Annotated in this window: 7 protein-coding genes; 5 read left to right on the top strand and 2 right to left on the bottom strand. The window is 65.5% G+C overall.

Translation table 11 applies throughout. The annotated features are described in order from the left end of the window. Window positions 1–52 precede the first annotated feature (52 nt). From O8I58_RS08000 to O8I58_RS07980, 5 genes are all read left to right on the top strand, one after another. Window positions 53–1,714 carry a ShlB/FhaC/HecB family hemolysin secretion/activation protein gene (locus O8I58_RS08000; protein WP_298322111.1) on the top strand — a complete coding sequence of 554 codons (1,662 nt, stop codon included), beginning with the start codon at window positions 53–55 and terminating at the stop codon, window positions 1,712–1,714. Between the two features lie 12 nt (window positions 1,715–1,726). Continuing rightward, window positions 1,727–9,073 carry a two-partner secretion domain-containing protein gene (locus tag O8I58_RS07995; protein ID WP_298322109.1) on the top strand — a complete coding sequence of 2,449 codons (7,347 nt, stop codon included), beginning with the start codon at window positions 1,727–1,729 and terminating at the stop codon, window positions 9,071–9,073. A 52-nt stretch (window positions 9,074–9,125) separates the two neighbouring features. Continuing rightward, window positions 9,126–10,169, top strand: coding sequence for a type VI secretion system protein TssA (gene tssA, locus O8I58_RS07990; protein ID WP_298322108.1), 1,044 nt, complete (start codon window positions 9,126–9,128; stop codon window positions 10,167–10,169). Between the two features lie 263 nt (window positions 10,170–10,432). Further along, on the top strand, window positions 10,433–11,152 hold the full coding sequence (locus O8I58_RS07985; protein ID WP_298322104.1) for an IclR family transcriptional regulator: 720 nt from the start codon (window positions 10,433–10,435) through the stop codon (window positions 11,150–11,152). Window positions 11,153–11,228: 76 nt separating this feature from the next. Continuing rightward, the gene (locus O8I58_RS07980; protein WP_298322102.1) at window positions 11,229–12,500 is read left to right on the top strand and encodes an MFS transporter; all 1,272 of its coding nucleotides are present in this window, start codon (window positions 11,229–11,231) and stop codon (window positions 12,498–12,500) included. Here O8I58_RS07980 and O8I58_RS07975 read toward each other — a convergent pair. Continuing rightward, on the bottom strand, window positions 12,479–13,648 hold the full coding sequence (locus O8I58_RS07975) for a mandelate racemase/muconate lactonizing enzyme family protein (RefSeq protein WP_298322100.1): 1,170 nt from the start codon (window positions 13,646–13,648) through the stop codon (window positions 12,479–12,481). The two genes, O8I58_RS07980 and O8I58_RS07975, sit on opposite strands and share 22 nt — an antisense overlap. Beyond that, entirely contained in the window at window positions 13,645–14,577 is a 933-nt protein-coding gene (locus O8I58_RS07970) for a dihydrodipicolinate synthase family protein (RefSeq protein WP_298322098.1), read from the bottom strand. The genes O8I58_RS07975 and O8I58_RS07970 overlap by 4 nt, the downstream gene beginning before the upstream one ends. Window positions 14,578–14,681: the final 104 nt, after the last annotated feature.

Genomic DNA, 14,681 nt, shown 5'->3' with positions numbered 1-14,681 from the left:
CGTTCTGGCAGCACAAGCGCCGACGCGCCTTGCATTGATCGCCGCCGGCGTCATGGCGGTGCTTGCCTTGAGCAGCGCCGCTGCAGCGCAGGAACCGCCCCAAGGCCAGCCCGGGACCGATCAGGTTCCAGCCCTGGCCCAGCGCGACCAGGCGCCGGCCACGCTGTTGGCGGTCCGCGGGTTTGCCGTCGAAGGTGTCGGCCCGCACTCTGGCGGTGACATCACCCAGGCCGGCGTGCAGAAGATCGCCGATGCCAAGTTCGAAGCGCTGGCTGAAGGCCATTCCGAAGCACGGCTGCGCTTCGATCAATTGCAGGCAGTAGCCAATGCGGTGACCGCGGCCTATCGCAAGGCGGGGTATGTGGTGGCCACCGCCATCATCCCCGTGCAGACCATCGGTGCCGATCGCATCGTTCGATTGCAGGTCATCGAAGGCAGGATCGGCAAGGTGATCGTGCAGGGCACCACGCATTACGATCCCGATGTCATCGCGGCTGCGCTCAACCGGCTGCAGGGGCGGGCGCTGCGGGCCCAGGAGGTGTCTTCGGCGATGCTCTACGCCCATGACCTCCCTGGCGTGTCGGTGTCATCGATCCTGCAGCCAGGCCAGAACGATGGTGAAACTGATCTGGTGCTGACCGCACAGGAAGAGAAGCACCCGGTCAGCTTCGACCTTGGCGTCAACAACTACGGCACGGAACTGACCGGGAAATACCGCGCGCTGGCCGGTGTGACCTGGGACAACCCGATCGGGCGTGGCGATCGGCTGGCTGCCAGCTTCGCCTACGCGTTCGAGCCGGAATCCACGCGCCAGGGCGCCTTGTCCTACAGCGTTCCCATCTCGCCGGTACCGGGCCTGTCGTTCCTGGCCGGTTACTCGCGCAGCGAGCTGCAGGTCAACACGGGTCTGTTCTCCGTGCTGGGCATCCAGGGGCCAAGCAGCAACACGTACGTCGGTGCCGACTGGAAGTTCGTCAATACCTCCACGCTGCAGATGCAGGGCTCGTTCCGCTACCTGCGCGAACGATCACAACTCAGTGCCTTGGGTGAGGTCTTGTCGGACCTGCAGTTCGATGCGGCCGAGCTTGGGTTTGCGATGCGCCGTACCGATGTGCGCTGGCGAGGGGTCGACTTGCTGACGCTCAGCGTGCGCCAGGCCGTGGATGACCAGTCGCGCAGGCCCGATGACCTGTATCCGGATCACGACAGTCGTTTTCTGGTCATGCGTGCGTCCTACAGCCGCCTGCAATACCTGGCGCCGACCCAGCGACTGGTGCTGCGCGTTTCCGGCCAGTACACCCGCGACGCACTGACGCCGATGGAGCAGTTCGCACTGGGAGGGCCGGACAACGTACGTGCGTATCCGTTGGCCGATGCGTTGGGAGATCGTGCCTGGGCCGGCTCGCTGGAGTATCACGTCGATGCCCCTGGCTTTGCCGATCGCACCTCGCCCTTCAACGGCCGGCCATGGCGGGACCTGCTGGAATTCAGCGTGTTTGCCGACCACGGACAGGCTGATCCGGTGGGTGCCAACGACACCAGTGCACATCCGTCCGTGCGCTTTGGCGGTGTCGGCGTGGGGGCGAGCTTCCGTTTGCCGCAGACCCACAACCTGCAGCTCGACCTGACCGCTTCGGTCCCCACCACCAGTACCGATGCCAGTGACGGCAAGGACGGCGTGCGTGTCTACGCGCGCTTCGGCATGACGTTCTGAGGAGAGCCGGCCATGAATCGTATCTATCGTTTGGTGTTCAACTGCCAGCTCGGCCTGGTCCAGATCGCCTCGGAACTGGTTGGCAGCCATGCGGCCGGGGGGCGCGCCACGTGCCGTCGGCTGACCGTGTCGCTGGCGATCCTGCCGTTGGCCTGGGCATTGGCCTCGCCGGCCCGGGCACAAACCTTGCCGACCGGGGGCACCATCACCAGCGGTTCGGCCGCGATCAGTTCCGCTGACGGAGCGATGACCATCGCCCAGTCCAGCACCAAGGCCATCCTCGACTGGCAGACATTCAGCATCGGCAGTACAGCCCAGGTCGCCATCACAGGTGGCAGCGATATCGTGACGCTCAATCGCGTGGCGGCCGCGGGCGGGGTGAGCCAGATCGATGGTGCGCTGAACTCCACCGGCCTGGTGTTTCTACTCAATCCCAACGGCGTGGTCTTCGGATCAGGTGCACAGGTCAATGTCGGTGGCCTGGTCGCCAGCACACTCAGCATGACCAATGGCGATTTCATCAGTGGCAGCTACAAGCTTGCTGGCAGCAACACCGGCGTCACGGTGACTGTCAGCGATGGTGCGTCGCTGAAAGCAACAGGTGGCAGCGGCATTGGGCTGCTGGCCAATCAGGTGGATGTTGCCGCCGGGAGCACATTGAATGCCGGGACGGGCAATATCGTGCTCGGGGCGATCAATGCCGGCACGCTCGGCTTCGATGGCAATGGCGGCATGACGCTGTCGGTGGACACCAGCAATGCGGCTGCGCTGGCCAGTTCCGGGACGGGGGTGACGACCAGCGGTAGCCTGACAGCGGGCAACGTGGACCTTGTCGCAGCCTTGGACGGTGCTGCCAGTAATGCCATCAATGTGGGTGGCACGGTTGCGGCCACCGGCATCACCGTGGATGCCACCGGCGGTGCGGTCTCGCTGTCGGGAGATCTTGCTGCGTCCACCCTGGACATCAGCAGCAGTGGCGCCGTGGAGCAAAGCGGTGGCTCGCTCGCCATCATGGGCGACACGACAGTCGCGGCCGGCGGTGGGATCACGCTGGAAAGCACCAGCAACAACTTCACCGGTGCCGTCAGCGCCAGCGGCGCTGGCGTTTCGCTGTATGACAGTAGCGATTTGAGCATCGGCAGCATCGCCAGCTCGGGAAACAACGCAGTGTCGTTGGTGGCCGGCGGGACGCTGACCCTGTCCTCGGCTGGCATCAACACCGGGACCGGTGCGCTGACGCTGTCTTCGCTGGGCGGCACGCTGTCGTCGACGGGCACCTTGCAGGGCGGCAACGTCGCACTGACCGGGCGCGATGGGATCACGCTGTTAGGCGACGTGAACGCCAGTGGCACGCTTTCGATGAGCACCACCAATGCTGCCATTAGCCAGGTGGCAGGTACGATGCTCGTAGCCGGTACGACTTCGCTTGATGCTGGCACCGGTGCGATCACGCTGACGGGCATCGGCAACGACTTCGGCAGTGCGGTTTCGGCCAAGGGCGGTGCGGTCACGCTGACCGATGCCAATACCCTGACCCTGGGCACGGTGACGGCAGGCAGTCTGACCGCCACGGCAGGTAACACGCTGAGCCTGGGCACCACCATCGTTGGCGGCGCACTCGCTGGGACCAGCAGCAATGGAAGCATCATCCAGAGCGGCGCCGTCTCGGTGGCCGGCACCAGCACCTTGACCGCCGCCGGCGGGATCGCACTGAACAACAGTGGCAATGATTTCGGAGGTGCAGTCACCGCCAGCGGCGGCGCGGTGAGCCTGACCGATGCCAATGCGCTGGTCCTGGGCACGGTAGCGGCTAGCACGCTGATGGCCACCGCCGGTGGTGCGCTGACCCAGAGTGGCGCATTGACAGTCAGTGGGACCAGCAACTTTTCCGCTGGCGGCGGGATCACGCTGAACAACAGCGGCAATGACTTCGTAGGTGCTGTCACCGCCAGCAGCGGCGCGGTGAGCCTGGCCGATGCCAATGACCTGGTTCTTGGCCCGGTAGCGGCAAGCACGCTGACGACAACCGCCGGCGGTGCGCTGACCCAGAGTGGCGCATTGACAGTCGGCGGGACCAGCAACTTTTCCGCTGGCGGCGGGATCACGCTGAACAACAGCGGCAATGATTTCGGGGGTGCTGTCACCGCCAGTGGCGGCGCGGTGAGCCTGGCCGATGCCAATGACCTGGTCCTGGGCACGGTAACGGCAAGCATGCTGACGGCGACCGCCGGTGGTGCGCTGACCCAGAGTGGCGCACTGACGGTCAATGGGGCCAGCAATCTTTCCGCTGGCGGCGGGATCGCACTGAACAACAGTGGCAATGATTTCGGAGGTACTGTCACCGCCAGTGGCGCTGGCGTTTCGCTGTATGACACTGGCGATTTGAGCATCGCCAGCATCACTAGTTGGGGAAACAACGCGGTGTCATTGGTGGCCGGCGGGACGCTGAAGCTGTCCTCGCTTGGCATCGACACCGGGACCGGTGCGCTGACGCTGTCTTCGCTGGGCGGCACGCTGTCGTCAACGGGCATCCTGCAAGGGGGCAACGTCGCCCTGGCCGGGCGCGACGGGATCACGTTGTTAGGCGACGTGAATGCCAGTGGCACGCTGTCGATGCGTACCAGCAATGCCGCCATCAGCCAGACGGCAGGCACGGTGACCGCCGCCGGCACCACGACGCTCGGTGCCGGTACTGGCGCGATCACGCTGGCGGGCGTCGGCAACGACTTCGGCAGTGCGGTCTCGGCCACGGGCGGTGCGGTAACGCTGACCGATGCCAATGACCTGGTCCTGGGCGTGGTGACGGCTGGCACACTGGCCGTCAACGCTGGTGGTGGACTCACCCAGAGTGCTGCGCTGAGAGTCGATGGCACCAGCACCTTGACTGCTGGCGAGTGGGTCGCGCTGGACGGCGGAAACAATGATTTCGGTGGTGCCGTCACTGCCAGTGGTGCTGGCGTTCTTCTGAGCGATATCAACGATCTGACCATTGGTGGCATCACCAGCTCGTGGAGCGGGGCGGTGATTTTGAGCGCCGGTGGAACGCTGACCCTGCCGGCCGGTGGCATCGACGCCGGGACCGGCGCTCTGATGCTGTCTTCGTTGGGTGGCACGCTGTCGTCGACCGGAACCTTGCAAGGGGGCAACGTCGCCCTGACCGGGCGCGACGGGATCTCGCTGTCTGGTGATGTGAACGCCAGTGGCACGCTGTCGATGACCACCACCAATGCGGCCATCGCCCAGACGGCGGGTACGGTGACTGCCGCTGGCACCACGACGCTCGGTGCCGGTACCGGCGCGATCACACTGGCGGGCGTCGGCAACGACTTCGGCAGTGCGGTCTCGGCCACGGGCGGTGCGGTAACGCTGACCGATGCCAATGACCTGGCCCTGGGCACGGTGGCAGCGCGCACGCTGACGGCGAGCGCAGGCGGTGCGCTGGCCCTGGGTGCCACGACGGTGACGGGCGATGCCACGCTTGAAGCGGGCACGGCGCTGGACCTGGGTAGCAGTCGCATCGATGGAGCGTTGCTGGCGACCAGTGGTGGAAACATCACCCAGAGCAGCGCCTTGGAAGTAGGCGGAAATACCACGCTGAGTGCGACAGGCGACATCACCCTGGACAACAGCGGCAACGACTTCACCGGTCCGGTGAATGCCAGCGGCGGTGCGGTGACGCTGACCGATGCCAATGCTCTGACCCTGGGCACGGTGGCAGCGAGCACGCTGGCGGCAAGCGCAGGCGATGCGCTGGTCCTTGGCGCCACGACGGTGACGGGCGATGCAGTGCTTGAAGCCGGCACGGCGCTGGACCTGGGTAGCAGCCGCATCGACGGAGCGTTGCTGGCGACCAGTGGTGGAAACATCACCCAGAGCGGTGCCTTGCAAATGGGCGGAACCACCACGCTGAGTGCAGCGGGTGACATCACCCTGGACAACAGCGGCAACGACTTCACTGGCACGGTGAATGCCAGCGGCGGTGCGGTGACGCTGGCCGACACCAATACCCTGATCCTGGGCACGGTGGCGGCGGGCAGTCTGACCGCTGTGGCAGGCGGCACGCTGGACACCGGAGTTACCACAACGACGGGCGATGCCAGCTTCCAGTCTGCCGGAGCATTGAGCCTGGGCACTACCAACGTTGGTGGCGTACTGGCCGGGACCAGCAGCGGTGGGAGCATTACCCAGCGTGGCGCCTTGGAAGTAGACGGAACCACCACGCTGAGTGCGACAGGCGACATCGCTCTGGACAACAGCAGCAACGACTTCGCCGGTACGGTGAACGCCAGTGGCGATGCGGTGACGCTGACCGATGCCAATACTCTAACCCTGGGCACGGTGACGGCGGGCAGCCTGACTGCCGTGGCAGGCGGCACGCTGGACACCGGAGTTATCACAACGACGGGCGAAGCCAGCTTCCAGTCTGCCGGAACATTGAGCCTGGGCAACACCACCATTGGCGGTGCACTGGCCGGGACCAGCAGCGGTGGAAGCATCGCCCAGAGCGGTGCCTTGCAAGTAGGTGGAACCACCACGCTGAGTGCAGCGGGTGACATCACCCTGGACAACAGCGGCAACGACTTTACCGGTACGGTGAACGCCAGTGGCGCTGGCGTTTCGCTGTATGACGCCAGCGATTTGAGCATCGCCAGCATCACCAGCTCGGGAAACAACGCGGTGTCATTGGTGGCCGGCGGGACGCTGACCCTGTCCTCGCTTGGCATCAACACCGGGACCGGTGCGCTGACGCTGTCTTCGCTGGGCGGCGCACTGTCGTCGACGGGCACTTTGCAGGGTGGCGATGTCGCCCTGACCGGGCGCGACGGGATCTCGCTGTCCGGTGATGTGAACGCCAGCGGCACGCTGTCGATGACCACCACCAATGCGGCCATCGCCCAGACGGCGGGTACGGTGACTGCCGCTGGCACCACGACGCTCGGTGCCGGTACTGGCGCGATCAAGCTGGCGGGCATCGGCAACGACTTCGGCAGTGCGGTTTCGGCCAAGGGCGGTGCGGTAACGCTGACCGATGCCAATACCCTGACCCTGGGCACGGTGGCAGCGAGCACGCTGACGGCGAGCGCAGGCGGTGCGCTGGCCCTGGGTGCCACGACGGTGACGGGCGATGCCACGCTTGAAGCGGGCACGGCGCTGGACCTGGGTAGCAGTCGCATCGATGGAGCGTTGCTGGCGACCAGTGGTGGAAGCATCACCCAGGGCGGTGCCTTGCAAATGGGCGGAACTACCACGCTGAGTGCAGTGGGTGATATCACCCTGGGCAACAGCGGCAACGACTTCACCGGCACGGTAAATGCCAGCGGCGGTGCGGTGACGCTGATCGATGCCAATGCTCTGACCCTGGGCACGGTGACGGCAGGCAGCCTGGCCGCCGTGGCAGGTGGCACGCTGGACGCCGGAGTTACCACAACGACGGGCGATGCCAGCTTCCAGTCCGCCGGAACATTGAGCCTGGGCACCACCAACGTTGGTGGCGTACTGGCCGGGACCAGCAGCGGTGGGAGCATTACCCAGCGTGGCGCCTTGGAAGTAGACGGAACCACCACGCTGAGTGCGACAGGCGACATCATCCTGGACAACAGCAGCAACGACTTCACTGGGGCGGTGAACGCCAGTGGCGATGTGGTGACGTTGACCGACGCGAATGATCTGACCCTGGGCACGGTGACAGCGGGCACGCTGACGGCGAACGCAGGCGATGCGCTGGACCTGGGTACCACGACGGTGACCGGTGATGCCACGCTTGGAGCGGGCACGGTGCTGGACCTGGGTAGCAGCCGCATCGACGGAGCGTTGCTGGCGACCAGTGGTGGAAACATCACCCAGAGCAGCGCCTTGGAAGTAGGCGGAAATACCACGCTGAGTGCGACAGGCGACATCACCCTGGACAACAGCGGCAACGACTTCACCGGTACGGTGAACGCCAGTGGCGATGCGGTAACGCTGACCGATACCAATACCCTGACCCTGGGCACAGTGGCAGCGAGCACGCTGACGGCAAGCGCAGGCGATGCGCTGGCCCTGGGTACCACGACAGTGACCGGCGATGCGGTGCTTGAAGCCGGCACGGTGCTGACTTCGGGCAGCCGCCGCACCAGTCGCGTGCTGCTGGCCACCAGTGGTGGAAATATCACCCAGAGCGGCGCCTTGAAAGTAGGCGGAACCACCACGCTGAGTGCGACAGGCGACATCATCCTGGACAACAGCGGCAACGACTTCACAGGTGCGGTGAATGCCAGCGGCAACGCAGTGACGCTGGCCGATGCCAATACCCTGACCCTGGGCACAGTGGCAGCGAGCACGCTGACGGCAAGCGCAGGCGATGTGCTGGCCCTAGGCGACACTGCGGTGACGGGCGATGCGGTGCTCGATGCGGGAAGCAACGTAACGTTGACTGACGCTGTGCAGGTGGGCGGTGTTCTACGCGTCGTCGCTGGCAATGACATCCAGCAAGGCGCAGGTGGTTTGACTGCTGGCACATTCGCTGCCCAGGCGGGTGGCAGCCTCAGCCTGCTTGGCAGCGGCAACCACATCGATGCGTTGGGCGACGTCCAGGCCGCGTCCGTGAAGTTGAACAATGCGCAATCGCTGACCATCGCTGGCAACGTGGCCAGCAGTGGCGACATCGCGCTGGATGTCGATGGCGACCTGCACCTCAATGGCACCCTGGCCGGCAACAATGTCTGGCTCCAGAGCAGTGGCAATGTCGACGAAGGTGTTGGCGCAAGCTTGACCGCACTCACCCTGAGCGGAAGCGTCGCCGGGATGGTCACGCTCGGAAGTGCCAATCAGTTCAATGACAACCGGATATCGGTCCTGGGGAATTTCAGTTCGCCCGGAGGCTTCAGCCTGACCAATGGGCAAACCGTGACCCTGGCATCGGTCGATGGCAGTGCGTACACCGTCGACGCCGGTCACGCCGATCTCTACCTGGAGGCCCGCGGCGGGGACATCCTCCAGGCCGGGACCACATGGCTCTACGACGGGAACGGGACGTTCTCTGCGAGCGGCAGCATCGGCCAGAAGACCGCGCCGATCTACGTCATCGGCGACACCACGCAATACGTGGCCGCCATCGGTTCGCCGCCGGCTTACTTCTACGGTCTGGACCGGAACGGCAACCTGCTTGCGATCAGTGGTGTCGCCAGCGTCAACGTACCGACTACGGTCTACGCCGGGCGCGTGCAAGGGACCAGTCAACAGGAAGTCCATTACGTGGACCTGGCGGCCGTCGGCGCAGACTATCGCGGCTATGGCGTCGTCGAGCCAGGTTTGCGCCTGCCGATCGACCAGCAAGTCCAATGTGACACGGGCGACCCTGACGCAGGCTGCCACCAGTAGAAGAAACCTGCACCGGCAGGCACACACCCTAACTTCAAACAGTTGAACACCCATGAGCATCGTTGACCTGGAAAGCCTGCTTGAGCCGCTCGCCACGGATGTGCCCTGCGGCCCGGATCTGGAATATGACAACGAGTTCCTCGCGCTGGAGCGCAAGGCCACCGTGCGTGCCGAGCAAGTGGTGGGCGAAAGCGTGATTGAGGCCGAGGAGCCGGACTGGGTTTCAGTGGAAACGCACGGTTTGGCCGTGCTGTCCCGTTCGCGGGACCTGCGCGTGGCCATGCGCGTGGCCGCGGCTTGGACGCGCCTGCGCGGCATTGCCGGTTGGGCAGACGGAATGGCCTTGATCCACGGATTGCTGGATCGGTACTGGGAGACAGTGCATCCGCAGCTCGATGCCGAGGATGACGACGACCCTACTGCTCGCGTCAATGCGGTGATCGGATTGGCGGATCCGCTGGGGCAGCTGGGCTTGTTGAGGACCGCGCCGTTCGTGCAATCCCCGCGGATGGGGCGATTCAGCCTGCGCGACTTGCGCCTGGCGACCGGTGTCCTCAATGCCGCTGCCGGAAGTGCGGTGCCAGCCTTGACCGAGATCGAAGCCTGCTGCATGGATTGCGACCTGGTTGCGTTGGAGCAGACGTTGCAGGCATTGCGGGCTGCACGACAGGATGTTGCGGGCATCGACCAGATCTTCCTGGACAGGATCGGGACGCTTGGTCCGGATCTGAAATTGCTGCTGTCTGACCTGCGTGATCTCGAAGCGTTCGTGGCCCGTCAGTGGGGCGCGCGTACCGGGCAAAGCGGCGCATCTGGAGAGGGCGAAGCGGGGGAGTTCGCGTCATCGGATTCGGCGGTCGGTACGGCGGTCCAGGTCGTTGTGCCGGGCAGGATCAACGGGGCGGCCGACGTGCTGCGTCGAATCGACGAGATCTGCGAGTACTACGCCCGGAGCGAGCCATCCAGTCCGGTTCCGTTGGTGCTCAAGCGGGCGCGGCGGTTGGTCGGAATGAACTTTGCGGACTTGCTGCGGGATCTGGCTCCGGGAGGCGTAGACGAACTGGAGCGTGTCTCGGGGCGGCTCGATGAGGCGTGACCGGTGGAAAGTGCACGTATCTCAGCGCGCTCGGCAGAACCGTCTCTCCATCGTCCGCACGACGCATGCACCGGTGCTTGTTGTTACCGGGGGCGAGTGACGGTCAGGCGCAGGTCCAGCCGCGGGATTCAACCGATCTCGCGCGTATCGAGCAGGCCTCGATGGCGTCCAGCGCGCCTGGGCGCTTGATGGGTTGAGCGCCGGAAAGGCGGGTTCTGTTGCTATAGATGGTATTGCGATGGGCAGACCAGTAGGCTTCCGGGATGCGTACCAAGCCCAATGCACAGCCGAACCAGAGTCTGATTGACGGAATCGCGACCCTGCAGGCGCTGGCGTCTTCCGCCGAGCCCATAGGTTGCCGTGAGCTGGCACGGCAGCTGGATGCGAATCCAACCCGGGTGAATCGCCTGCTGAAGACGCTGGCGTACCTGGGCATCGCGCGCCAGACTTCGGACCGCAAATACACGCCCGGTCCGGGCATGCATGTGCTGGCGGCCCAGAGCCTGTTCGCCTCCGGCCTGATCCGGCGGGCGCTTCCGGTGCTGGAGCATCTGCGCCGCTTCGGCCATACCGTGGCCCTGGGCGTGCTCTGGAATGACAGCGTCAGCTATCTGTTCCATGCGCCGCCCGGGATCGAGGCCGCGCGCGGCCTGGGGCGCATCGGGCTGCTGCCGGCGACCACCAGCGGCATCGGCATCGTCCTGCTGTCCCAGCTTGCTGACGAGGAAGTGCGCGACATCTACCAGGACCGCGAGATTCCGATGTTCCCGCAGGGCATCGAGCAGCTGCTGGCAACGCTTGCGGCCACGCGCGGGCAGGGGTATGCACGGGTCCATGTCGCGGACGAACGTGACCACCACATCGTCGCCATCGCCATGGGTGATCCCGTGCATGCAGGCATCGCCATGTCCGGCTGGATTCCGGAAGCGGCCACGGCGGAACTGGTTGCAGCCCTGCGCGAAGCGGCGAAGGAAATCGGCTGAAGACTCTGCCGCACTGCGGTTTGACATGTTGCTAAAATAGCAATACGTTCGATCCTCGTTGTGGGGAGGAAGGCGAATGGTCGTGGGTGTCGATGCGGGCAGGACAGGCAAGGTGCGTTGGGTCCTGCTGGGCCTGTTGTTCCTTTCGACGGTCATCAACTATCTGGATCGCCAGGCACTGTCGATCCTGGCCACCACCATCCAGGCCGACCTGGATATGTCCGATCTGGAGTACGCGCGGGTCGTCCAGGTGTTCCTGCTGGCGTATGCGTTTGCCTACGTGCTTGCGGGGCGCGTGACCGACTGGCTGGGCTCGAAGGTTGCACTGGTGCTCTTCATTGGCTGGTGGTCACTGGCCAACATCGCCACGGGGATGGTGCGCAGTTCGGTGGAGTTGGGCGCGGCACGGTTCGCGCTTGGACTGGGCGAGCCGGGGAACTACACCGTCGGCACCAAGGTGGTGTCCGAACAGTTTCCGGCGAGTGAGCGCGGGCTGGCCCTTGGCCTGTACACCGCGGGCGCCATGATTGGCGCCACCGTGGCGCCACCGCTGATTGGTGGCATCGCGCTGGTCTACGGTTGGCGCAGTGCGTTCTGGATTACCGGTGTCGTCGGGTTGCTGTGGATCGTGGCCTGGTGGTTCGCCTATCCCAAGCCGTCACCGCAGGCAGCGGCGCAACCCAAGCCGTCCATGAAAGGCGTCTGGGGCAAGCTGGCGCGCACGCCAGCGGTGTGGGCCCTGGTGGCATCGCGGGCCGTGGCCGATCCGGTCTGGTATTTCTACCTGTTCTGGTTTCCAAAATACCTGGGAGATGCGCGCGGCATGAGCCTGGCGACGATCGCGTCGCTGGCCTGGATCGTGTATGTGACCGCAGACATCGGCAGCGTGGGCGGTGGCGCGATCTCCGGCGCACTGGTGCGCCGCGGCCGCACGCCGGTGCGTGCGCGCCTGGTCACCATGACCGGCGCGGCGGTGCTGGCACCGGTCGGGATCTTCATCACCCTGCATCCTTCAATCCCGGTGTTGTTCGCCCTGGCCTGCCTGGTGACCTTTGCCCACCTGGTCTATCAGATCAACCTGACATCGCTGGTCGTGGATATCTTCCCCTCGCGCTACATCGCATCGGTCGCGGGCCTGATTGGCTGCGGCAGTGCGCTGGGCGGCATGCTCTCGGCGCAGGTGGTTGGCATGCTGGTGTCAGACCATGCCTTTGATCGCACCTTCGTGCTGATGGCCTTCCTGCATCCGATTGCCGTGCTGCTGGCGTGGACGGCGCTGCGTCTGGCGCGGCGCTCGCCCTTGTCGCTGGTTTACGACGGGCCGGCTCAGCCGACCCATTCGGCGTGATCCCAGAACGCAGGACCCGGCACCGCGCCCAGGCCGTTGCCGGTGGGCAGGTGGTAATGCCCATCGCGATACGCCATGTCGGTATCGAGCATCTCCAGCGAGCGCGAGAAGATCGAGTGTTGCCATTCGTGGCGCCATAACCCGGGGGTGACGGCTGTCGCGTGCAGGCTGGCCGCCATGAACAATCCGCCGCCGATGGTGGCGTGTGGCGCGATCTGCACGCCATGCGCGTTGGCCAGCCTGGTGATGCGCAGGAACTGGGTGATGCCGGTATGGCCCATCTCGGGTTGGATGTAGGACAGGGTGTTGCCGGCCAGGCGTAGGCGCGCTTCGTATTCGGTATGCCATTCCTCGCCGGCGGCGATGGGGATTGGGCTGCGACTTCCCAGTGCGATCAGTCCCTGGACATCTTCCGGCTTGAGCGGCGCCTCGATGAACTTCATGTCGTGCGGTGCCAGCTGCCGGGCAAGATCCAGCGCCTGCTCGCAGGTGAACTTCCAGTGCAGGTCGACCATCAACTCCGCATCGGGGCCGAGCGCCTGGCGCAGTGCGGCCATCTCTTCGACGATGCCGTCGTGGCTGACCACGGCATGCACCTTGAACGCGGTATGGCCCAGGGCCGCGAAGTCGCGCGCCATGGCCAGCTTTGCTTCCAGCGTCGCCGCCGGCAGGCCGGACAGGTAGCCGGGAATGGCGTCGTGCTGGCGTTCGCCGAGCAGGGTCCAGAGCGGAACATTGCGCGCACGCGCACGCAGATCCCACAGCGCGATGTCCAGCGCGGCAATGGTGTCGACGTGGAATCCGCCGAAGCAGCCACGCACCCGCATCAATCCATACAGGTCGTCCCAGACCTGTTCCACGTCCTCCGGTTCGCGTCCGATCAGTTCCGGGGCCAGCAGGTCGTGGATGATCTCGCACACCGCGCGGGGCGCGCAGATGCCGTAGGTCTCGCCCCAGCCGACCGCGCCGTCTTCCGTGGTGAGCCTGACGACGACCGAGCGGTCGACGGTCGGGTAGAGCGTGCCGTTGCCCTTGCGGACCAGGTAGCCGCGGCTGTTCACCCGCTCGCCCGGGCCCAGTGGGCCGAGATAGGGCGTGGTGCGCGGGATGCTGAGGATGAAGGTCTCGACCTTTGCGATCTGGCTCATGCGGATGGCTTCCTGGTCCTGCCCGGTGCCGAGTCCATCGGAACCAGGTCGGCGATGCGGTTGAGCAGGATATCCAGCTCGCGTTGATCCTCCCTGTCCAGCGCCGGGCCCGGTGCGCGGACGTGGTCGCTGGCGATAAGGCCGCGGCGCTTGAGTACGGCCTTGGTCAGGCGCCAACGAAAGATGGCCTGCATGCTCAGCAGCGGCAGGGTGCGCTCGAAAAGCGTGCGCGCAGACTCGCGATCACCCGCAGCCCAGGCTGCCAGCATCGCGACGTGCACTTCGGTGATCTCGCAGGCGGGCATGGTGCCCACCGCGCCACGCGCCAGTTCGTCCAGGACATAGCGGGCGCCGGCGCCGCCGAACACGGCGCGGACCGAGCCGGCCGTGCGCTGGCCCAGGGCCGTGATGCGGTGGCCGGACGGCATGGTTTCTTCCTTGACGTACGCGATGCCCGGCACGCGCGCGGCCAGCGAAACGACCTCGTCCACGCCCAACCCAATGCCCATCGGGGCCGGTGCGTTCTGCAACATGATCGCCACGCCGCTGCGTGCATGCAGGTCGTTGAAGAACGCGGCCATCGCCGTCGGGTCGCCGGCGTGTGCGTGGGGCGTCAGCACCATCGCCGCGGCCGCGCCGATGTCGGCCCCGGCGCGGGCGTAGGCCACCGCCTGGTCCAGCGATCCGGCGCTAGCGCCGACGATCACCGGGACGCGGCCCTCGTTCCAGCGGCCAATGCAGGCCGTCAGGTGGAGGCGCTCTTCCGGCGTCAGCATGTCGTATTCGCTGGCCAGGCCTGGGAACACCACGCCGGCGGCGCCGGCGCCCAGCAGGTATTCGAAGACGTTGGAGGTGCCGGTTTCATCGACGCTGCCGTCGGCATGGAAGATGGTCGGAAGGATGGGGAAAACGCCTTGCAGCTCGGACATGCGCGTGGTCTCGTCGAATTTTGTGTACCGATGGAAGCAACGAAGCTTTCGCGGAAAACGAGAGGCTTTGCTTCCAGTGCTTGAGTTGTCGCTGCAGTGCAGCG

This window comes from Pseudoxanthomonas sp. (assembly GCF_027498035.1).
Classification (GTDB): Bacteria; Pseudomonadota; Gammaproteobacteria; order Xanthomonadales; family Xanthomonadaceae; genus Pseudoxanthomonas_A.
This window is presented reverse-complemented; position numbering and strand designations above follow the sequence as displayed.

Excerpts from the sequence above, each read along its gene's own strand:
- tssA (WP_298322108.1), top strand. The coding sequence starts at position 9,126 with ATGAGCATCGTTGACCTGGAAAGCCTGCTTGAGCCGCTCGCCACGGAT.
- O8I58_RS07975 (WP_298322100.1), bottom strand. The coding sequence starts at position 13,648 with ATGAGCCAGATCGCAAAGGTCGAGACCTTCATCCTCAGCATCCCGCGC.
- O8I58_RS07995 (WP_298322109.1), top strand. The coding sequence starts at position 1,727 with ATGAATCGTATCTATCGTTTGGTGTTCAACTGCCAGCTCGGCCTGGTC.
- O8I58_RS07980 (WP_298322102.1), top strand. The coding sequence starts at position 11,229 with ATGGTCGTGGGTGTCGATGCGGGCAGGACAGGCAAGGTGCGTTGGGTC.
- O8I58_RS08000 (WP_298322111.1), top strand. The coding sequence starts at position 53 with ATGGCGGTGCTTGCCTTGAGCAGCGCCGCTGCAGCGCAGGAACCGCCC.
- O8I58_RS07970 (WP_298322098.1), bottom strand. The coding sequence starts at position 14,577 with ATGTCCGAGCTGCAAGGCGTTTTCCCCATCCTTCCGACCATCTTCCAT.
- O8I58_RS07985 (WP_298322104.1), top strand. The coding sequence starts at position 10,433 with ATGCGTACCAAGCCCAATGCACAGCCGAACCAGAGTCTGATTGACGGA.